Source organism: Microbispora sp. CA-135349, assembly GCF_050947365.1.
Taxonomy (GTDB): domain Bacteria; phylum Actinomycetota; class Actinomycetes; order Streptosporangiales; family Streptosporangiaceae; genus Microbispora.
On the sequence record NZ_CP192001.1, the window covers coordinates 5401720 to 5422260 of the forward strand.

The 20541-nt window shown below is 70.9% G+C and carries 20 protein-coding genes; 3 read left to right on the forward strand and 17 right to left on the reverse strand.

All coding sequences use genetic code 11. From position 1 onward, the window contains the following. Positions 1-74: 74 nt before the first annotated feature. The 14 genes from ACQPZZ_RS24835 to ACQPZZ_RS24900 all read right to left on the reverse strand — a co-directional run bounded on the left by ACQPZZ_RS24835 (position 75) and on the right by ACQPZZ_RS24900 (position 12975). Positions 75-1169 (reverse strand): ATP-binding protein, encoded by a 1095-nt coding sequence (locus ACQPZZ_RS24835; protein WP_432922605.1) that lies wholly within the window; start codon positions 1167-1169, stop codon positions 75-77. A gap of 96 nt (positions 1170-1265) precedes the next feature. Further along, complete coding sequence (locus tag ACQPZZ_RS24840) at positions 1266-2099, reverse strand: TrmH family RNA methyltransferase (protein ID WP_363640407.1); 834 nt, start codon at positions 2097-2099, stop codon at positions 1266-1268. Positions 2100-2169: 70 nt separating this feature from the next. Continuing rightward, positions 2170-2550 carry a 50S ribosomal protein L20 gene (gene rplT / locus ACQPZZ_RS24845; protein ID WP_169983106.1) on the reverse strand — a complete coding sequence of 127 codons (381 nt, stop codon included), beginning with the start codon at positions 2548-2550 and terminating at the stop codon, positions 2170-2172. A gap of 22 nt (positions 2551-2572) precedes the next feature. Then, positions 2573-2767, reverse strand: coding sequence for a 50S ribosomal protein L35 (gene rpmI, locus ACQPZZ_RS24850; RefSeq protein WP_030504936.1), 195 nt, complete (start codon positions 2765-2767; stop codon positions 2573-2575). A 141-nt stretch (positions 2768-2908) separates the two neighbouring features. Then, positions 2909-3517 (reverse strand): translation initiation factor IF-3, encoded by a 609-nt coding sequence (gene infC / locus ACQPZZ_RS24855; protein ID WP_363640473.1) that lies wholly within the window; start codon positions 3515-3517, stop codon positions 2909-2911. A 283-nt stretch (positions 3518-3800) separates the two neighbouring features. Continuing rightward, on the reverse strand, positions 3801-4652 hold the full coding sequence (locus ACQPZZ_RS24860; protein WP_432922610.1) for a shikimate dehydrogenase: 852 nt from the start codon (positions 4650-4652) through the stop codon (positions 3801-3803). Continuing rightward, the gene (gene mltG, locus ACQPZZ_RS24865) at positions 4649-5788 is read right to left on the reverse strand and encodes an endolytic transglycosylase MltG (protein ID WP_432922613.1); all 1140 of its coding nucleotides are present in this window, start codon (positions 5786-5788) and stop codon (positions 4649-4651) included. Before mltG (ACQPZZ_RS24865) ends, ACQPZZ_RS24860 begins: the two co-directional genes overlap by 4 nt. 213 nt (positions 5789-6001) lie before the next feature. Continuing rightward, the gene (gene mltG, locus ACQPZZ_RS24870; protein ID WP_432922616.1) at positions 6002-7036 is read right to left on the reverse strand and encodes an endolytic transglycosylase MltG; all 1035 of its coding nucleotides are present in this window, start codon (positions 7034-7036) and stop codon (positions 6002-6004) included. After that, on the reverse strand, positions 7033-7536 hold the full coding sequence (gene ruvX, locus ACQPZZ_RS24875) for a Holliday junction resolvase RuvX (RefSeq protein WP_363640398.1): 504 nt from the start codon (positions 7534-7536) through the stop codon (positions 7033-7035). Before ruvX ends, mltG (ACQPZZ_RS24870) begins: the two co-directional genes overlap by 4 nt. A gap of 7 nt (positions 7537-7543) precedes the next feature. Next, positions 7544-10216: an alanine--tRNA ligase gene (alaS, locus tag ACQPZZ_RS24880; protein WP_432922619.1), complete on the reverse strand. Its 2673-nt coding sequence runs from the start codon at positions 10214-10216 to the stop codon at positions 7544-7546. 1 nt (position 10217) lies between these two features. Then, complete coding sequence (locus ACQPZZ_RS24885; protein WP_432922622.1) at positions 10218-10487, reverse strand: hypothetical protein; 270 nt, start codon at positions 10485-10487, stop codon at positions 10218-10220. Further along, positions 10484-10966 carry a DUF948 domain-containing protein gene (locus tag ACQPZZ_RS24890; RefSeq protein WP_432922624.1) on the reverse strand — a complete coding sequence of 161 codons (483 nt, stop codon included), beginning with the start codon at positions 10964-10966 and terminating at the stop codon, positions 10484-10486. Before ACQPZZ_RS24890 ends, ACQPZZ_RS24885 begins: the two co-directional genes overlap by 4 nt. A gap of 205 nt (positions 10967-11171) precedes the next feature. Next, positions 11172-12491: a replication-associated recombination protein A gene (locus ACQPZZ_RS24895; RefSeq protein ID WP_432922627.1), complete on the reverse strand. Its 1320-nt coding sequence runs from the start codon at positions 12489-12491 to the stop codon at positions 11172-11174. 16 nt (positions 12492-12507) lie between these two features. Continuing rightward, complete coding sequence (locus tag ACQPZZ_RS24900) at positions 12508-12975, reverse strand: DUF2231 domain-containing protein (protein ID WP_363640388.1); 468 nt, start codon at positions 12973-12975, stop codon at positions 12508-12510. Positions 12976-13191: 216 nt separating this feature from the next. Between ACQPZZ_RS24900 and ACQPZZ_RS24905 the strand changes: the two genes are divergently transcribed. Continuing rightward, complete coding sequence (locus tag ACQPZZ_RS24905; RefSeq protein ID WP_432922630.1) at positions 13192-14112, forward strand: peptidylprolyl isomerase; 921 nt, start codon at positions 13192-13194, stop codon at positions 14110-14112. A gap of 145 nt (positions 14113-14257) precedes the next feature. Here the strand turns inward: ACQPZZ_RS24905 and aspS are convergent, their stop codons facing one another. The 3 genes from aspS to ACQPZZ_RS24920 are packed head-to-tail and all read right to left on the reverse strand — an operon-like array spanning position 14258 to position 17954. Beyond that, complete coding sequence (aspS, locus tag ACQPZZ_RS24910) at positions 14258-16012, reverse strand: aspartate--tRNA ligase (protein ID WP_432922633.1); 1755 nt, start codon at positions 16010-16012, stop codon at positions 14258-14260. Beyond that, on the reverse strand, positions 16009-17271 hold the full coding sequence (gene hisS / locus ACQPZZ_RS24915) for a histidine--tRNA ligase (RefSeq protein WP_432922636.1): 1263 nt from the start codon (positions 17269-17271) through the stop codon (positions 16009-16011). The genes aspS and hisS overlap by 4 nt, the downstream gene beginning before the upstream one ends. Continuing rightward, positions 17271-17954, reverse strand: coding sequence for an MBL fold metallo-hydrolase (locus ACQPZZ_RS24920; RefSeq protein WP_432934526.1), 684 nt, complete (start codon positions 17952-17954; stop codon positions 17271-17273). Before ACQPZZ_RS24920 ends, hisS begins: the two co-directional genes overlap by 1 nt. A 269-nt stretch (positions 17955-18223) precedes the next feature. On the opposite strand from ACQPZZ_RS24920, the gene ACQPZZ_RS24925 reads away from it, so the two are divergent. Continuing rightward, positions 18224-19072, forward strand: a complete 849-nt coding sequence (locus tag ACQPZZ_RS24925) for a peptidylprolyl isomerase (RefSeq protein ID WP_432922638.1) — start codon at positions 18224-18226, stop codon at positions 19070-19072. 59 nt (positions 19073-19131) lie between these two features. Next, the gene (locus tag ACQPZZ_RS24930; protein ID WP_432922641.1) at positions 19132-20361 is read left to right on the forward strand and encodes a DUF349 domain-containing protein; all 1230 of its coding nucleotides are present in this window, start codon (positions 19132-19134) and stop codon (positions 20359-20361) included. Positions 20362-20541 lie beyond the last annotated feature (180 nt).

Below are 20541 nucleotides of genomic sequence, written 5' to 3' on the forward strand. Positions count from 1 at the left end.
TGCGCTCAGCGTGGTCAGTTTAGTCCGATCAGCCCACCGGGCCGTCCTTCGCGCGAGCGGCCTGTGGGAAAGGCTCAGGCGAAGTCAGGGGTGCCGGTGGGCAAGGTAAATCGGAACTCCGCGCCGCCGCCGGGCGCGCGCTGCACGCTGATCGTGCCGCCGTGGGCCTCGACGAGCCCCTTGACGATGAACAGGCCGAGGCCGGTCCCCCCGCGGCGGCGGCCGTTGCCCCGCCAGAACTGGCGGAAGACACGGCCGACCAGCTCGGGCGCCACGCCCTCACCCTGGTCCCGCACCGACACCGCCACTCCCCATTCGACCGGCTCCACCACTATGGTCACCGTACCGCGTCCGTGGCGCACCGCGTTTTCCACCAGGTTCGCGAGAACCTGGTCAATCTTGTCCTGGTCGAGCCACATCTCCGGCAGTTCGCCGAGAACCTCCAGCCGGAAGCGGTCCTCCGGCTCCCCCGCCGCCACCCGGCCGGCGATGATCCTGCGGGCCCGGGCCGGCACATCCACGATCTGGCGGTGGATCTCCACCCTGCCCGACTCGATGCGCGAGACGTCGAGCAGCTCGGTGATCAGCCGCGTCACCCGGTCGGCGTCCGCGTTGACCGTCTCCAGCATGACGCGCTTCTGGGCGTCGGTGAAGCGCTCCCACTTGGCCAGCAGCGTCGCGGTGAACCCCTTGACACTGGTCAGCGGCGAGCGCAGCTCATGGGCCACGGTCGAGACCAGGTCGGCGCGGCTGCGCTCGATCCTGGCGCGCGCCGAGGCGTCGCGCAACGTGATCACGACACGCTCCACGTGTCCGCCGCGCGGCGGCGTGCGGACGAAGCGCGCGGCGACGAGCATCTCCTGACGGCCGGGCAGGTGCAGCGGCCGTTCCGGCTGGCGGCTGCGGATGGACAGCCCGCCCTGCGGGTCGAGCCACTTCCACCAGTCGCGGCCGTCCTGGTCGCGCATCGGCAGCACGTCGCCGATGAGCCTGCCCACCGCCGCCTCGCGGGTCACCCCGGTCAGCCGCTCGGCGGCCCGGTTGACCGTCAGGATCACACCGTCGGCGTCGGTGGCGACGAGGCCGTCGGGAAGGTCGTCGACGTCGATGCGCGCCCGCCCTCCGGCGTCCCCCTCAGGGGTGCCGCCGGGGGTGTCGTCACCTCGCACGAGACCGCCTCCTCGAGCTCCGGAACTGCGCGCGCCGCCGCGTCCTGCGCGACTCCTTCGCCGACAATAGCGGGTTTCCCGGGCCCGGCAGCAGCCTCAGAGCGCGGGGGTAGTGGGATCTTCCACGGAATGTAAGGTCTGCCGCTGAACGCGTGCCGAGGCGTACAGGCAGACCGCCGCCGCGGTGGCGAGATTGAGGCTTTCCGCGCGCCCGTAAATCGGCACGCGCACCACCTCGTCGGCCAGCGCGAGGAGTTCCGGCGGCAGCCCCCACGCCTCGTTCCCGAACAGCCAGGCGGTCGGCGCGTCCAGCGCGACCTCGTCCAGGGTCCGCGTGCCCGCGCCGTCGGCCGCGAGCACACGCAGCCCCGCCTCCCGCGCGTGCCGTACGGCGTCCGCGACGGACGTGCCGGTCACGACGGGCAGGTGGAACAGGCTCCCCGCGCTGGCCCTGACGCATTTGCCGTTGTACGGGTCCACCGAGGCGTCGGTGAACACGACCGAGTCTGCGCCCGCGGCGTCGGCCGTACGCAGGACCGTGCCCGCGTTGCCGGGATCGCGCACGTGGGCGAGGATCGCCACGAGCCGGGCCCCCCGCGGCACCGCCTCGTCCAGCGGGACGTGCACGAACCGGCACACGGCCAGCAGGCCCTGCGGGGTGACCGTCTGGGTCAGCTCCGACATGACCTCGCCGCTCGCGCGGTGGACGGGCACTTTCGCCGCGACGGCGGCAGCCACGATGTCGGCGTGCCGCGTCTCCGCCTCGACGGTCGTGAACAGTTCGACCGTGACGTCCTTGAGCGCCAGGGCCTCGCGGACCGCCTGCGGCCCCTCCGCCAGGAACGCGCGATCGCGGTCCCGGAAGGCGCGCTTGGTCAGCCTGCGGGCCGCCTTGACGCGCGGCGACTTGATGTTGGTGAGCTCCGCCATGCCCGCTTGTTCCCCCTTGACGTGGATGAGGGCCCACCGCAGGCGGCGGGCCCTCGTCTGTGCGCAGGTGTCAGGCGACCGGCGCGTTCACGTCGGACGGGAGCGCCTTCTTGGCGGACTCGACCAGCGTGGCGAAGGTCTGGGCGTCGTTCACCGCGAGGTCCGCGAGGATCTTGCGGTCCACCTCGATGCCGGCCAGGCGCAGGCCCTGGATGAACCGGTTGTAGGTGATGCCGTTGGCGCGGGCCGCGGCGTTGATCCGCTGGATCCACAGCCGGCGGAACGTGCCCTTCTTGTCCTTGCGGTCCCGGTACGCATAGGTCATCGAGTGGAGCATCTGCTCCTTGGCCTTGCGGTAGAGCCGCGACCGCTGCCCGCGGTAACCGCTCGCCCGCTCGAGAACGACCCGGCGCTTCTTCTTGGCGTTGAGCGCCCGCTTCACGCGTGCCATGTTGTTCTATCTCCCCGGGTCGTTACTTCGCGAGCAGCTTCTTGATCTTCTTGGTGTCGGCGTCGGACATGACGACGACACCCTCGAGACGGCGCGTGCGAGTGGACGGCTTGTGCTCGAACAGGTGCTGCCGGTTGGCGCGGCGGCGGACAACCTTGCCGGATCCGGTGAGCCGGAACCGCTTCTTCGCACCGCTGTGCGTCTTCATCTTCGGCATCTCAGCCGTCTCTCCTCTTTCGTCCGTGCCGACGGCCCGGGCCGGTGACCCGGGCCGGCGGCCTGCCTTACTCCGCGAGACCGCCCCGGTCTCGGTATCCGTGTACGTCTGCGGCGCCCCGCCTGGTGGTTCAGGCGGGCGTCACTGCGGCTGCGCGGCCTGCTCCTCGGCGGGCTCCGCCTCCGGCTGGCCGGCGTCACGGGCCTTGGCGGCGGCCTTCTCGGCCTTCGCCTCGGCCTTCTTCTTGTGCGGCCCGATCACCATGATCATGTTGCGGCCGTCCTGCTTCGGCTGCGACTCGACGAACCCCAGGTCGGTGACGTCCTCGGCGAGGCGCTGCAGGAGCCTGAAGCCCAGCTCTGGCCGGGACTGCTCGCGGCCCCGGAACATGATCGTGACCTTGACCTTGTCTCCCGCCTTCAGGAAGCGCACGACGTGACCCTTCTTGGTCTCGTAGTCGTGCGGGTCGATCTTCGGCCGGAGCTTGATCTCCTTGATGATCGTGTGCGCCTGGTTGCGGCGGGCCTCGCGCGCCTTCATGGCCGACTCGTATTTGAACTTGCCGTAGTCCATGAGCTTGCAGACGGGCGGGCGGGCCGTGGCCGCGACCTCCACCAGGTCGAGATCGCTCTCCTGGGCCAGCTTCAGCGCGTCGCCGATGGAGACGATGCCGACCTGTTCGCCGTTCGGGCCGACGAGGCGCACCTCGGGCACGCGAATACGGTCGTTGATGCGGGGCTCGGTGCTGATGGGACCTCCAAAAGACTTCCGCTTGTCTCGACCGCGCGGGGCAAAACAAAACCCCGCACGTCACGCATGCGGGGTCACTGAGCTCTCCTGCCGAAAACTCCGGTGTGATCCTTGACCCGTCCGCCTTTCGGCGATGCAGGTGGGAGGAGGACCTCCGCTTGCGCGTCCAGCTCATGCCGGACCGATCGAGTTCCTACGCTACCACAAACCCGAACATGCCTCGTCGTATTCCGGGGCCGCCCGTGCTGCCGGAAACCCGGTGCCGGTCGGAAACCTGCGCCGCTCAGGAAGCCGCGCGCCGCGCGATCTCGGCCTCGCCGGCGGCGCGCATCGCCTCGACCGGCACGTCCGCGCGCCCGGTCATCAGCTCAACCTGCCGCACCGCCTGGTGCAGCAGCATGGGGAAGCCGCCGACCACGGTGCGTCCCCGCGCGCGTACGGCCGAGGCCAGCGGGGTCGGCCAGGGCGCGTAGACGACGTCGAACAGCGCCGCCTTCTCGGGCAGGCGGGCCGCGACCCGTCCGGCCAGCGCGTCGGCCGCGCCGGACGGCAGCGTGGAGACGACCAGGTCGGCCGCGGGGTCGAAGTCGTCGAAGGAGCGCATGGTCACCGCCGTGCCGAGGCGCTCGGCGACCCGCAGGGTCTCCCCGGCGCGAACCGGGTCGCGCACGACGAGCGTGACCTCCGCCAGTCCCGTCTCGCGCAGGGCGGCGACGGCCGAGGCGGCCGTGGCGCCGCCGCCGAGGACGACCGCGGAGGCCGGCGCGGGCACCCCCGCTTCGGCGAGCGCCCGGACGATGCCGTACACGTCGGTGTTGTCCCCGTGCCGCCCCCCGTCGCGGAACACCACCGTGTTGGCGCCGCCGACCGCCAGCGCGAGGTCGGAGACGCTGTCGAGCAGGGGGAGCACGGCACGCTTGAGCGGCATCGTGAGCGACAGCCCGGCCCACTCGGCGCCCAGGCCGGCGATCAGGTCGGCGAGCCCGTCCTCGGCGCACTCGATCGCGTCGTAGCGCCAGTCGTTCAGGCCCATCGCCGCGTACGCCGCCCGGTGCAGGACGGGGGACAGCGAGTGGGCGATCGGGGAACCGAGGACGGCGGCCCGGCGGCCGGTCCCCTGGGCGGGCACGGTCACTTGTTGTTCCTGTTGAACTCGTCGCGGAGCTTCCAGAACTCCGACTCCTTGTCGGTGAACTTGGTGATGCCCCGCTTGGGGTCGACCGTCACGAAGTACAGCCAGTTGCCGTCGGCCGGGTGCAGCGCGGCCTCGATGGCGTGGTCGCCGGGGTTGCTGATCGGGCCCGGCGGCAGGCCGAAGTACTTGTAGGTGTTGTACCGCGAGGTGCTCTCCAGGTCGGCGTGCGAGGCCGCGATGCCGTACTTGTTCAGGCCGTACATGACCGTGCTGTCCATGCCCAGCTTCATCTGGGGGTTGGAGGTCAGCCGGTTGTAGATGACCCTGGCGACCTTCGGCATGTCCTCGGCGCTGCCTGACTCCGCCTGAACGATGCTGGCGATGACGATGATCTGCTTGGCGGTGAAGCCGAGCTGCTTCGCCTGGCCCTCCAGGTCGATCCGGTCGGCGGTCTGGTTGAACCGGTCGACCATCTTGGTGAGGATCTGCTGCGGGGTGAGCTTGCTGCTGATCTCGTACGTCGCCGGGAACGCGTAGCCCTCCAGGCGGCCCTTCGCGTACGGGGGAAGCCCGATGTCGGTGCGAGCGGCCTTCTTGAAGTCCTCGACCGGCTTGCCCGTGGCGGTGGACAGCTCCTCGTAGATCTTGCTGAGCCGCAGCCCCTCGCGGATGGTCAGCCGGTTGAGCATCCGGTTCTTGGGGTCGAGGAGGGCCAGGGCCGAGGCGGCGGACATGCCCTTGCGCATCTCGTACTGGCCCGGCTGGAGCGAGGAACTCTTCCCGGCCGCGCCGATGGCGTTGACGAACGCCCGCGCGCTGGCCACGACGCCCTCGTCCTCCAGCATCTGGGCGACGTCGGTGGCGCTCGCGCCCTCCTCGATCTCGACGACGACCTCGCCGCGCCCCTCCCCGGTGTAGTCCTTGGCGATCATCACGCTGCGCGCCCAGGTGAATCCGAAGTAGCCGAGGCTCCCGAGGACACCGACGATGATCACAACGGCGAACAGCGTGGCGACCCTGCCCTTGCGCCGCTGTTTCTTGCGGCGTCTGCGGCTGCGCCGCTGCTGGGTCCGGCTGCCAGGGGGCCGGCGCCGGGGAGAACCGTCGTCGTCCTCGGCGCCGAGCAGGAAGTCCATGTCCAGATCATTCATAGTGCGCTGGCCAATCTCTCGGTACGAGAGGCCTCCCGTCAAGCGAGTGTGCCAAACCGAGGGGGGGTCGGGGCAGGGGGTTCTCACGAGGGCGTTCCCGATATATGGAGCCCGCCTGGGGCGGCGGAGCCGTGTGGACGCACCGGGCGCCGGCCCGGAACCCCGCGGGACGGCGCCGCGTGGATGCCCGGAAGGCGATCAGTTCGTCCCGAGATACCTGTTCAGCTCCTCCCGATATTTCCTGAACTCCGCCTCTTTGTCTGTGAATTTGGTGATTTTACGCCGGGGATCTGTGGTGACGAACCAGTACCATGTGCCCGCGGCGGGGTGGAGGGCGGCGACGAGCGCGCTCTCCCCTGGGTTGCCGATGGGCCCGGGCGGCAGCCCTGCGCGCGCGTAGGTGTTGTATGGCGAGCCGACCCTCGTGTCCTCGGTGCTGACCTTGAGGGTGTGCCGGTTCAGCGCGTAGTTGACCGTGCTGTCCATCTCCAGCTTCGCGCCGCGCGCGAGACGGTTGTACACCACTCTGGCGATCTTGGGGTAGTCGGCGGGAACGCCGCCCTCCGCCTGCACGATGCTCGCGACCGTCACGGCCTGCTTGGGGGTCAGGTTCAGGCGCGGCGCCAGCTCCTCCAGCTTCACCTTCGCGGCGGCCACGCGGAACCGGGCCACCATCTTCCTGAGCAGGTCGGCGGCGGACATCCCCGGCTCGATCTCGTAGGTGGCGGGGAACAGGAACCCCTCGGCCGCCCCCTCGGCGTACGCGGGCAGGCGCAGCCGCCGGGGCTCGGCGACGGCCTCGGTGAAGTCCTTCAGGGGGATGCCGGTCCCGTCCGCGAGGGTGTGCAGCACCTCACTGGCGCGCAGCCCCTCGGGCACGGTGACCGTGCGCATGACCTTGCTGGCGGGTGCGAGCAGCAGGTCGAGGGCCTCGGCGGCGGCCATGCGGCGCCGCAGGGTGTAACGGCCCGGGCGCAGGCTGCTCTCCTTGGACCGTGTGATCACCTGTTCCACGAACGACTGGGTGCTGGCGACCACGCCGGCCCGCTCCAGCGTCCTGCCGATCTCGCCGGCGCTCGCCCCCGGCGTGATCTCGATGATGACCGTCCCCGACCCGCCACCGGTGTAGTCCGGGGCCTTGTCCGGCTGCGTGACGACCTCGTGCACGCCGTACGCGACCGCCGCCGCGACCAGGGCCAGAGCCCCGGCCACGGCGGCCGCGGCCCGCCTCACCGTGCGGTCCCGCCGCTCGCTTCCTCACCGGGCCCGGTGCCGGGCCGCGGTGGTTCGAGAGGTCTGCCGGAGGGATTGCCGGTGGCCCGCTCGCCGTCGAGCGCGGCCTGCAGCAGCACGACGGCCGCCGCCTGGTCGATCACGTCACGCTGGTTGCGGGCCTTCACGCCGCTGGACCTCAGGCCCTGCTGGGCGCTGACCGTGGTGAGCCGCTCGTCGACCAGCCGGATCGGGACCGGAGCCACGCGGGCGGCAAGCCGCGCGGCGAACTCGCGCGCGGCCCCGGCGGCGTGGCTCTCCTTGCCCGACAGCGACGTGGGCAGCCCGACCACGATCTCGATCGCCTCGTGCTCGGCCGCGATCTCCGCGATCCTCGTCAGGTCGCCCCGGCCGCGCCGTACGGTCTCCACCGGCGTGGCCAGCAGACCCGACGGGTCGCTGCGGGCCACGCCGATGCGGACGGAGCCGACGTCGACCCCGATCCTGACGCCGTGCCTCATCGGCCGCTCACGCCACCGCGGAGGAGATGGCCTCCTCGACCGCGCGAAGCGCGTCGCCGATCGCCTCGGGCCGCGTACCGCCGCCCTGGGCCACGTCGTCCTTGCCGCCACCGCCACCCCCGAGTGCCTTGGCGGCGACGCCGACGAGCCGGCCCGCCTTCAGGCCTCGCTCGCGTCCCGCCTCGTTGACCGCGGCGACGACGACCGGCCGGTCGGAGGGGACGCCGGAGACGACGACGACCGCGGCGCGGTCGCCAGGGAACCTGCCGCGCACATCGAGGGCGAGTTTACGCAGGTCGTCGGCGGTGGTGCCATCAGGCGCGCGGTGCGTCACCACGGAGACGCCCTGGACGTCGCGGGCCTGCGCTGCGAGTTCGCCGGCCACCGCGAGCACCTGCGCGGAACGCAGCTTCTCCAGCTCCTTCTCCGCCGTCCGCAGCCGGCTGACGATGCCCTCGACGCGCTCGGGCAGCTCCTCGCGGCGCGTCTTGAGCTGCTCGCTCAGCTGGGCGACCAGCACGCTCTCACGCGCCAGGAACCGGAACGCGTCGAGGCCGACGAGCGCCTCCACGCGGCGCACGCCCGCGCCGATGGACGACTCGCCCAGCACCTTCACCAGGCCGAGCTGGCCGGAGCTGGCCACGTGGGTGCCGCCGCAGAGCTCACGGGAGTAGTCGCCGACCTCGACCACCCGGACCTCGTCGCCGTACTTCTCGCCGAACAACGCGAGCGCGCCCATCGCGCGGGCCTGGGCCTGGCTGGTGTAGAACGCGTTGACCTTGAGGTCGTTGATCAGGACGGCGTTCACCTCGTCCTCGACGTCGCGCAGCATCGACACCGGGACGGCTCCCGCCGCGGTGAAGTCGAAGCGGAACCGGCCCGGGGAGTTCTCCGAGCCCGCCTGGGCCGCCGACTCGCCGAGCGCGTTGCGGAAGCCGCGGTGGACCAGGTGGGTCGCGGTGTGGCTGCGCGAGATCGCGCGGCGCCGCTCCAGGTCGATGTCGGCCTGCGCCTGCTCGCCGACGCGCACCTCGCCGGTGCGCACCTTGCCGCGGTGCACGACCAGACCGGAGACCGGCGACTGGACGTCCACGATCTCGATCTCCGCGCCGCCGGTGCGGATCACGCCCTGGTCGGAGAGCTGGCCGCCGCCCTCGGCGTAGAACGGGGTGCGGTCGAGCACGACCTCCAGCGTGGTCCCCGCGCCCGCCGCCGGGACGGACGCGCCGTCCACGAGCAGGCCGATGACGTTGGCTTCGGCGGTCGTGTGGTCGTAGCCGAGGAAGTCGACCTTCCCGGCCTTCTCCAGGATGCCGGTGAATACCGAGATGTCGGCGTTGCCGGTCTTCTTCGCCGCCGCGTCGGCCTTGGCCCGGTCCCGTTGCTCCTTCATGAGCCGGCGGAAGCCCTCCTCGTCCACCTGGAGGCCCTGCTCGGCCGCCATCTCCAGGGTGAGGTCGATCGGGAAGCCGTAGGTGTCGTGGAGCTGGAACGCCTGGTCGCCGCTGAGCGTCGCGACGCCCTTGCGCTTGGTCTCCTCCACCGCCACGTCGAAGATCGCCGTACCGGTGCGCAGCGTGCCGAGGAACGACGCCTCCTCGGCGTCGATGACCGTGTGGATGTTGGCGGCGTCCGCCTTCAGCTCGGGGTACTGCTCGCCCATCACGTCGATGGTCACGGCCGTGAGCGCGTGCATGTGCCGCTCCTCGCCCGCGCCGAGCAGGCGGAGGTTGCGGATCGCCCGGCGGAGCATGCGGCGCAGCACGTAGCCGCGGCCCTCGTTGGAGGGCAGCACGCCGTCGCCGACGAGCATGACGCCCGCCCGCATGTGGTCGGCGATCACCCGCAGCGACACGTCGGCCCGCTTGTCGCGCCCGTACCGCGACCTGGTGAGGTCGGCCGCCGTGTCGAGGATCTTGTACGTCGTGTCGATCTCGTAGATGTTGTCGACGCCCTGCAGGATGGCCGCCATGCGCTCCAGGCCCATGCCGGTGTCGATGTTCTTGGCCGGCAGCTCGCCCGCGACGTCGAAGTCGGTCTTGGCGCGGACCGTGCTGAGCTGGAACTGCATGAAGACGAGGTTCCACACCTCGAGGAAGCGGTTCTCGTCGGCGATCGGCCCGCCCTCGCGGCCGTACTCGGGGCCGCGGTCGTAGTAGATCTCCGAGCACGGCCCGCCCGGACCGGGAACGCCCATGTGCCAGTAGTTGTCGGCGAGGTCGCGGCGCTGGATGCGGTCGAGCGGCAGCCCCACCTTGCGGTGCCAGATGTCCTGGGCCTCGTCGTCGTCCAGGTAGACGGTCGCCCACAGACGGTCTTCGGGGAAGCCGAAGCCGCCGTCGGCCTCGGACCGGGTCAGCAACTCCCAGGCGAACGGGATCGCCTGCTCCTTGAAGTAGTCGCCGAAGGAGAAGTTGCCCAGCATCTGGAAGAAGCTGGCGTGCCGGGTGGTCTTGCCGACCTCGTCGATGTCGAGGGTCCGCATGACCTTCTGCGCGCTGGTCGCCCGCCGGTACGGCGGCGTCTGCTGCGCCAGGAAGAAGGGCTTGAACGGGACCATCCCCGCGTTCACGAGAAGCAGTGTCGGGTCCTCGGCGACCAGGCTGGCCGAGGGCACGACTGTGTGCCCGCGCTCCTCGAAGAAGCGCAGGAAGCGGCGCGCGATCTCTGCCGACTCCATTTCAGCGGCCGTCCTTTACGTCGTAGATTCTGTTTGTGCGGTTGGTGGTTCCATCAACCGTGTCGAGCCCGAACTCGGCGCGCAACTCGGTTTCCCTGCTCGCCGACAGGCGGCGCACCTCGCCGGCGAAATCCCTGAGCTGGTCGGCGAGGGTCCCCGCGTGGTCGGCGGTGCGCCTGGCCACATGGTCGGGCCGCAACGACTGAAGCTTACGCATGGTCCAGACCGTGAGGAACGCGCCCAGGGACATGTAGAAGAGCCGTCGGATCATCCGCGTCCCCTCCCGATCGCCCGGCGCTCCACGGCGCGCTCGGCCGCGTGCCGCTCACTGATCCTGTCTCCGGTGCGAGGGCCGGTGCGGGGGCCGCCGCGGGCGACCCTCCGGGCCGGAACCCCGCGGGCGGCGCGCCGGGCCAGCGCCAGGCGGACGCCGTCCCGGAACGCGGAGATCTTGAGCACCGGACCGGCGAACAGCGTGGACGCCACCCCGGTGAGCTTGACCATGTTGCCGCTGACGTCACGCATGTTGTCCGTGATCTCCTCGGCCGCCACCAGCCGCCGGTTGGCCTCGGAGACGGTCTGGCTCATGTCGTCGAGGAGCGGGGCGATGCGGTCGCTCAGCTCGGCCACCGACTTGCGGGTCTCGGTCAGCAGTCTGGCCAGCCTGACCAGCACGACGACCATGAAGCAGACCAGGATCACCCAGAAAATGGCGACCACGAGGCCCGCCAGCTCTCCCGCGGTAAGCATGTGCCGATCTCCCTAGATCAACGGAGCTGGAATGGCAAGACCTTACCGCGAACGACCTGCCCGCCGTCCCGCACCACACACCCGGGCCGTCCCGCACCACATGCTTCGGCCGCTGCGCACCACACACTCCGGGCCGCTTCGCGGCACACGTCCCGGACTGCTCCGTGTCGCACTCCGGCCGCCGCGGATGCCACCGCGGCGGTGCTCAGCCTCCGCGCAGGAAGCTCCGGATCTTCGCCCAGCGCTCGGCGAACCGCGCCTCCGCGCCGTGCGTGGTCGGCTCGTAGTAGCGGCGCTCCCGCAGCTCCTCCGGCGCGTAGTCCTGGCGGACGAGGCCGTGCTCGAAGTCGTGCGGGTACTGGTAGCCCTTGCCGTGGCCGAGCTTCTTCGCGCCCGCGTAGTGAGCGTCGCGCAGGTGGCCGGGAACGCGGCCCACCATGCCGCGCCGCACGTCGTCGGAGGCCGCGCCGATCGCCTTCACGACCGCGTTCGACTTGGGCGCGAGCGCGCAGTGGATGACGGCCTGGGCGAGGTTGATCCTGCCCTCGGGCAGGCCGATGAACTCCACGGCCTGGGCGGCGGCCACCGCCACCTGCAGGCAGGTGGGATCGGCCATCCCCACGTCCTCACTGGCGAAGATCACGATTCGGCGGGCGATGAACCGCGGGTCCTCCCCCGCCTCCACCATCCGCGCCAGATAGTGCAGCGCCGCGTCGGCGTCCGAGCCCCGCATGCTCTTGATGAACGCGCTGACCACGTCGTAGTGCTGGTCGCCCTGCCGGTCGTAGCGCACGGCCGCCTTGTCTACGGCCTTCTCCACGACCTCGACCGTGACCTCGGCCGTGGCCCCGTCGGCCAGCATCGCGGCCGCCTCCAGGTAGGTCAGCGAGCGCCGCGCGTCGCCGCCGGCCAGCCGTACGAGCTGGTCGAGGGCGTCGGGGTGCAGCGTGACGCGCCCGCCGAGACCGCGCGGGTCGGCGACCGCCCGCTCCAGGACGGCGCGGACGTCGTCTTCGGCCAGCGGCTCGAGCGTGAGCAGCAGCGAGCGGGACAGCAGCGGGGAGATGACCGAGAAGAACGGGTTCTCCGTGGTCGCGCCGATGAAGGTGACCCAGCGGTTCTCCACGGCGGGCAGCAGCGCGTCCTGCTGCGCCTTGTTGAACCGGTGGACCTCGTCCACGAACAGCACGGTCTGCCTGCCGGTCATGCCGAGCTCGCGGCGGGCCTGGTCGATGGCGGCGCGCACGTCCTTGACCCCGGCGGAGACCGCCGAGATCTCCACGAACCTCCGCTTGGTCGCGCCCGCCACGACGTACGCCAGCGTGGTCTTTCCGGTGCCCGGGGGCCCCCACAGGAACAGCGACATCGGGGCGTCGCTCTCCACCAGGCGGCGCAGCGGCGTGCCGGGCCCCAGCAGGTGCCGCTGGCCGATCACCTCCTCCAGCGAGCGCGGCCGCATCCGCACGGCCAGCGGCTCCTGGCCCCGATGCGCCTCCTCGGCGGCCGAATCGAACAGGCTCTCCACATCGCCGACACTACCGTCAGCCGCCCCACACGGCCGTCGCCCCCGTGTGCCCGGTCCGTACGGCGTAGTAGCCGACGACCACGGCGAGGATCACGGCGGCGGCCGACACGACCAGGACGCCCGCACGCGAGCCCGCGCCCTGCGGGGCACGGCGGGCCCGGGTGAGCCACACCATCACCAGGGCCGCGACGGTCAGGATCGTGGTCACCTGCATGAGGACCTCCCCGAACCCGCTGTGGACCTCGATCGCCCCGGAGGGCCGGCCCTGGAACATCCGGCGCTCGAGCGCCTCCCCGCTCTGCTTGGCGGCGAACACCGCGCCCAGGGCCACCACGGCGGTCGCGACCAGGGCCCAGTCGAGCTTGTGCCGCAGGCGGGGCAGCGCGGCGTACGCGATCGACAGCACAGCGAGCAGCGGTACGAAGATCACCGCCGCGTGGACGATGAGAGCATGGGCCGGGAGTCCGAGGACCTGGTCGAACATCGTGCATCGCTCCTGAGACTGCAACCGGGGGCGCCGGCCCGGGGGCCGTCCCCCGTCGTACGGGTTGAACGGCAGGAGGTTCGCAGGGAGATCTGAGAGCAAGATGAGCGCAAACTGTGGTGATACCCCTGGGACGTGTGCTTTACACGGAGCCGACGGGATCACGGATAGAGTGGCCCATCACTCGTAATAAAAGGGGAAAGGGAAGGCATAGCGGTGACCGACACTGATCGGCAGAAGCAACCGGCTTCGCGCGTGAGCACGGCCGGGCGCGCGACCACATCCCGTCGCCGCCTGCACGGCGCCTTCGGCGCCGGGCTCTCGCTCCTCGCGCTGACGGGCAGCCTGGTGGCCTGCAGTGACGGCTCGGACAAAAGCACAGCCCAGGCCACCCCCTCGGCCTCCGCCTCGGCCTCGAACGCGGCGGGTCCCACGGTGAAGAACAGCGAGTCGGCGGAGCCCACGCCGGCGGCCAAGCCCACCAGCCTGCGCCAGGTCACCTGCAAGTACCGCAAGGACGACTCGGGCAGCCCGTCGAAGTTCGTGGGCTTCCCGCCCGGCAAGTTGAGCAGGTCCGTCGGCACGGCCAAGAAGATGGTCATCACCACGAACCAGGGTGAGATCGTCATCGGCCTGGCCACCAGGGACGTGCCGTGCGCGGTGAACGCCCTGGCGTTCCTGGCCAAGAAGAACTTCTACGACAACACCGTCTGCCACCGTCTCGCGACGGTGGAGACCGTCGGCCTCGGCATGCTGCAGTGCGGCGACCCGCTGGCCAAGGGTGACGGCAAGAGCCCGAAGGACGGCGCGGGCGGCCCGGGATTCCTGTTCGACGACGAGAACCTCAACGGCATGCCGCTCAGCCGCGGCACGGTCGGGCTGGCGCAGAACACCGAGGACGCCAACTCCAACGGCAGCCAGTTCTTCATCTCCTTCACGGACGAGAACACCCAGCTGACCGCCATGGGCGCCGCCTTCACGATGATCGGCGTCGTGACCAAGGGCATGGACGTCATCGACAAGATCGCCAAGGGTGGCATCATCCCCTTCAACGACGACCCCACGGCCGACGTGCGGGGCGAGGGCTCCAACGCCCCCAAGAAAAAGGTAGTGATCAAGGACGTCGCCATCGTCTGAGCGCTTCCGACGTACGACGGCCCCCGCGACCGGTGTCGCGGGGGCCGTCTCACGCTCGTGGGCCCAGCGGCGGGCCCGGGCCGGTGACGCCGCAGGCCGGGCCTGGTAGCAAGGACCTGGGCCCGGTGCGCGACGGACTCGGGGCTCAGCTCGCGGCGGGCTCGGGCGTGTCGCCCTTCGGCGTGGCGTCCACGCCGGCCTCCTTGCGCTGCTCCGGGCTGATCGGGGTGGGCGCCCCGCTCAGCGGGTCGAAGCCGGACGCCGTCTTCGGGAAGGCGATCACGTCCCGGATCGACTCACCGCCCGCCAGCAGCATGCAGACGCGGTCCCAGCCGTAGGCGATGCCGCCGTGCGGCGGCGGGCCGTACTTGAACGCCTCGAGCAGCCAGCCGAACTTGCCCTCGGCCTCCTCCTTGGAGATGCCGAGCACGTCGAAGACCCGCTGCTGCATCTCGGCCCGGTGGATACGGATCGAGCCGCCGCCGATCTCCATGCCGTTGCAGACCATGTCGTAGGCGTACGCCAGGGCCTCGCCGGGGTTGTCCTGGAAGGTGTCGGCGTATTCCGGCTTGGGAGAGGTGAACGGGTGGTGGACCGGGGTCCAGCCGCCCTCGCCGTCCTCTTCGAACATCGGGGCGTCGACGATCCACAGGAACGACCACTGCGACTCGTCGATCAGGTCGCAGCGGCGGCCGATCTCCAGGCGGGCCGCGCCGAGCAGGTCGCGGGAGGCCGCGGGCGCTCCGGCCGCGAAGAAGATCGCGTCGCCGGCCTTGGCCCCGGTCTTCCCGGCGAGACCGGCCAGCTCGGTCTCCGACAGGTTCTTGGCCACCGGACCGCCCAGCGTGCCGTCCTCCTGCACCAGCACGTACGCCAGGCCGCGCGCGCCGCGCGACTTGGCCCACTCCTGCCAGGCGTCGAGCTCCTTGCGGGTCTGCGATGCGCCGCCGGGCATCACGACCGCGCCCACGTACGGCGCCTGGAAGACGCGGAACGAGGTGCCGGAGAAGTAGTCGGTGAGGTCGGTCAGCTCGACGCCGAAGCGCAGGTCGGGCTTGTCCGAGCCGTACCGCGCCATGGCCTCGGCGTACGTCATCCGGGGCAGCGGCGTCGGCAGCTCGTAGCCGATCGTCTCCTTCCAGATCCGCCCGATGAGCGCCTCGCCCAGCTCGATCACGTCGTCCTGGTCCACGAACGACATCTCGATGTCGATCTGGGTGAACTCGGGCTGCCGGTCGGCCCGCAGGTCCTCGTCGCGGAAGCAGCGGGCGAGCTGGTAGTAGCGCTCCAGGCCGGAGACCATGAGGAGCTGCTTGAACAGCTGCGGCGACTGCGGCAGGGCGTACCAGTTGCCCGGCTGGAGCCGTACGGGCACCAGGAAGTCGCGGGCGCCCTCGGGCGTCGAGCGGGTCAGGCTCGGGGTCTCGACGTAGACGAAGCCGCGCTCGCGCATGACCTCGTTGGCGAGGTAGGTCGCCTGCGAGCGGATCCGCAGCGCGTCGGCGATCCGCTGGCGGCGGATGTCGAGGTAGCGGTACTTGAGCCGCGCCTCCTCCGACACCCCCGCGTTGCCCTCGATCGGGAACGGCAGCGGAGCCGACTCGCTCAGCACCTCCACCTCGGAGGCGACGACCTCGATCTCGCCCGTGGGCAGATCGGGGTTCTCGTTGCCGGCCGGGCGCAGGCGTACCTCGCCTGTGACCTTCACGCAGTACTCCGCGCGCAGGTCGTGGGCGTGGTCCTCCTCGCGGAAGACCACCTGGGCCGAGCCGGAGGCGTCGCGCAGGTCGATGAAGACCACGCCGCCGTGGTCGCGCCGGCGCGCCACCCATCCGGCCAGCGTCACCTTCTGGCCCGCGTGCTCCTTGCGGAGCGTGCCTGCCTCGTGGGTGCGGATCACGAGAGTTTCCCCTTCAAGAACTCGACGACCTCCGCGAGCGGAACCGCGGTCTGGTCGGCTGTGGTCAGGTCCTTCACTTGCACGGCTCCCGCCTCGATGTCGCGGTCGCCGAGGATGAGCGCGTATCGCGCTCCGGACCGGTCGGCGCCCTTCATGGCCCCCTTGACGCCCTTGCCTCCGAACGACATGTCGGCGTCGAGGCCCGTACGGCGCAGTTCGGCGACGATCTGGAACATCCGGCGGCGCGCCTGTTCGCCCAGCGGGACACCGTACACCTGGACCCGCCCGCGCGCCTCGTCCCGCTCCAGCAGCCCCTCGGCCTCCATGGCGAGGATCGTGCGGTCCACGCCGAGCGCCCAGCCGACGCTCGGCAGCGCGGGCCCGCCGATCATCTCACTCAGCCCGTCGTAGCGCCCGCCGCCCCCGACCGCGGACTGCGCGCCCAGGCCGTCGTGGACGAACTCGAAGGTGGTGCGCGTGTAGTAGTCGAGGCCGCGGACCAGGCGGGGGTCGTCGGTGTAGGCGATGCCGGAGGCGGTCAGCAGGGTGCGGACCTCCTCGTGGTAGCTCTTGCAGGCCCCGCAGAGGTGATCGACGACCAGGGGCGCGCCGGCGAGCTGCGCCTGCACCTCGGGCCGCTTGTCGTCCAGCACGCGCAGCGGGTTGATCTCGATGCGCTCGCGGGTGGCCTCGTCGAGGTCGAGGGCGCGCAGGAAGTCCTGCAGCGCGGCCCGGTAGGCCGGGCGGCACTCCTTGCAGCCCAGCGTGTTGAGCAGGAGCCGGACCCCGGTCAGGCCCAGGGCGGTGAAGCCGTCGTGGGCGAGCAGGATCAGCTCGGCGTCAAGCGCCGGGTCCTCGGCGCCGACGGCCTCGGCGCCGACCTGGGAGAAGTGCCGGTAGCGGCCCTTCTGCGCGCGCTCGTACCGGAACTGGCTCCCCGAGTACCAGAGCTTGACCGGGAGCTGCCCGTTGTGCAGGCCGTGCTGGAGCACGGCCCGCATGACCGGGGCGGTGCCCTCGGGGCGGAGAGTGATGGAACGCCCGCCCTTGTCGGTGAAGGTGTACATCTCCTTGGAGACGACGTCGGTCGACTCCCCGACGCCGCGGACGAACAGCGCGGTGTCCTCGAAGGTCGGCGTCTCGATGTAGCCGTAGCCCGCGTGGCGGACCGGGGCGACGAGCGCCTCGCGGACGGCGAGGACGCGCTCGGATCGCGGCGGGAGCCAGTCGAAGGTGCCCTTGGGCGCCTGGAAGGTCATCACAATCCTCTGGTCGGGCCTGCGTGCGGCGCGACGTCCCTCAGGAAAGGGTTGGTCGCGCGCTCGCGGCCGATGGTCGTCTGAGGTCCGTGGCCGGGCAGAACCGTGGTCTCGTCCGGCAGTGTCAGCGTCTTGGCGAGGCTGCGCAGGATCGCGGCGTAGTCGCCGCCGGGCAGGTCGGTACGGCCGATGGAGCCGGCGAACAGCAGGTCGCCCGCGAACAGGACCTGGGAGTCCTGGACGGGCGCCCGGAACGTCACCGACCCCTCGGTATGGCCCGGCCTGTGCTCGACCGTGAACTCAAGCCCGGCCAGCGTCAGCACGGCCCCGTCGGTCAGCTCCCGCACGTCGTCGGGCTCGGAAAGTTTCAGGCCGCCGAACGCCTGGCCCGTCTGCGGCGGGAACCCCTTCGCCGGGTCCGACAGCAGGGCGCGGTCGTCGGGATGGATCCACGCGGGCACGTCGCGGGCGCCGCACACGGGCGCGACCGACCAGACGTGGTCGATGTGGCCGTGGGTGAGCAGCACCGCGACCGGCTTCAGCCGGTGCTCGCGCAGCAGCGCGTCCAGGTCCTCCACGGCGTCCTGACCTGGGTCGATGACCACGCACTCCTCGCCTGCTGCGGGAGCGACGACGTAACAGTTGGTCTGGAACGACCCTGCGGGAAACCCGGCGACGAGCACGGAAGCGGCCTCTGCGTCTCTACGGATCAATCAAGGATTGCGCGAGCGAATGTAACCGAAGGGTACCGGTGCGGGTCGGCAGGCTGCGAACCAATACCCGTCAGCCGATACGATTCGCCCACCTCAATAGTCATTCTTGGAGCAGTCGAGCCGGATGCTATAGAACGGGCCGCCGTTCCCGGAGCACCTCCCGGGTGTGGCGGGCACGCGCCGGCGAGATCGCGTCCGGGCGTACGACCATGGGAAACAGGACAAGTCGGGAGGTCGAAGTGGTCACCGGCAAGGACCGGCAGAAGCAGCTGGCCCGGGAGCACTACGAACGGCAGCTGCGGGCACGCGTGGAACGCGAGCAGAAGTCGCGGCGCAATGCGATCATCGGCACCACCGCGGCCGTGGTGGTGGTGATCGGCGGCGTGGTGGCGGCGACGACCCTCCTCGGCCGTGACGACAGCGACGCCACGGCGTCGGCATCGGCGTCGGCGAGCAGCAAGCCCCTCGCGAACGACCCGAAGCCGTACGACCCGGCCAAGGGCACCTGCGGCTACGTCGCCGACGAGGGCAGCGGCCAGGTCAAGAACGTCGGCATGCCGCCGGAGAAGGTGAGCACCGCCCCGGCGACCATGACCATCAAGACCAACCTCGGCGACATCGTCGCGAGGCTGGACAGCGAGAAGGCGCCCTGCACGGTCAACTCGTTCAAGTTCCTGGCCTCGAAGGACTACTTCGACGACTCGAAGTGCCACCGGATGGGCACGGACTTCCCGATCCTGCAGTGCGGCGACCCGCTGGCCAAGGCCGACGGCAAGAACCCGACCGACGGCCAGGGCGGACCGGGCTACCGCTTCGCCAACGAGAACCTGGCGGGCGCGAAGTACACGCGGGGCGTGCTCGCGATGGCGAACAGCGGCCCGAACACCAACGGAAGCCAGTTCTTCATCGTGTTCGGGGACACCGGGCTGACGCCCGACTACACGCCTTTCGGTACGGTGACCAAAGGACTCGAAATCGTGGACAAGGTCGCAAAGAAGGGCGTCATCGCCAGCGCCGGCGGGGATGGCACTGGTGCCCCGAAGCAGCCCGTGGTCATCAAAGACGTGACAATCACCAGCAAGAGCTGACGTAATACAACCAAGGGCACATCGAGCCCTGGAGGCTGATTCAAGTGCGGGAGGACACGGTGAGCACCGACCCGTGGGGCCGGGTAGACGAGGACGGCACCGTCTACGTGCGTACGGCTGAGGGAGAACGGGCCGTCGGGTCCTGGCAGGCCGGTGAGCCGGAGGAGGCGCTGGCCTACTACCACCGGAAGTTCGACGAGCTGGCGGGCCAGGTGCAGCTCCTCGAGCAGCGGGTGCGCGGCACCGACCTCGCGCCGGCCCAGGCCGAGGCGAGCATCGCGAAGCTGCGGGAGTCGGTGACCGAGGCGCACGCGGTCGGCGACCTCGGCTCGCTGCAGGACCGGCTGACGGCGCTGACCGAGCTGGTCGGCAAGCGGCGCGAGGAGCTGCGGGCGGCGCGCGACCAGGCCCGGGCGCACGCGCGCGAGGTGAAGGAGCGCATCGTCGCCGAGGCCGAGCGCATCGCCGAGGAGACGACGCACTGGAAGTCCGGCGGTGAGCGGCTGCGGCAGCTCGTCGAGGAGTGGAAGGCCGCGGAGCGGGTCGACCGCGCCACCGAGGCCACACTGTGGAAGAGGCTGTCCACGGCCCGTACGGCCTTCGCCAAGCGGCGCAAGGCGTACTTCTCCTCGCTCGACCAGCAGCGCGACGCGGTGCGCGACACCAAGGAGCGCATCGTCGTCGAGGCGGAGGCGCTGGCGGGCTCGACGGACTGGAACGCCACCGCGGCGGCCTACCGGGAGCTGATGCGCCAGTGGAAGACCGCCGGCCGCGCCTCCCGCGAGGTCGAGGACGAGCTGTGGGCGCGTTTCAAGGGCGCCCAGGACCAGTTCTTCCAGGCCCGCTCGGCGGTGTTCGCGGAGCGGGACGCCTCCTTCGCGGCCAACGCCGAGGTGAAGGAGGCCCTGCTGACCGAGGCCGAGAAGCTGCTTCCGGTCACCGACGCGCGTACCGCGCGCTCTGCGTTGCGTGGCATCCTGGAGCGCTGGGAGGCCGCCGGGCCGGTGCCGCGCGAGCAGCGCGACCGTCTGGAGGGCGGGCTGCGCAAGGTCGACGACGCGGTCCGCAAGGCCGAGGAGGCCGAGTGGAAGCGCTCCAACCCCGAGGCCAGGGCTCGCGCCCAGGACACGGTCAACCAGCTCCGCAGGTCCATCGAGCAGCTGGAGACCCGGCTGGCCAAGGCCCGGGCGGCCGGCCGTGACAAGGACGCCAAGGAGGCGGAGGAGGCGCTGGCCGCCCGTCTGTCCTGGCTCCAGGAGGCCGAGCGGACACTCGCCGAGTTCTCCTGACCCCTCTCGCCCCACCCCCGGCGTGATCGTGTGGTTCGTCCCGCGCCGGGGGCCGAGCCGGGCAAACTCTGTGATCTCGCAGGATGTGAACACGTCCGGTGCACGATCACGGAGTGGGTGCGCGCACGTCACGCACCCCGTCCGGGACGAACCACACGATCACCGAATGTGTGTCCGCAC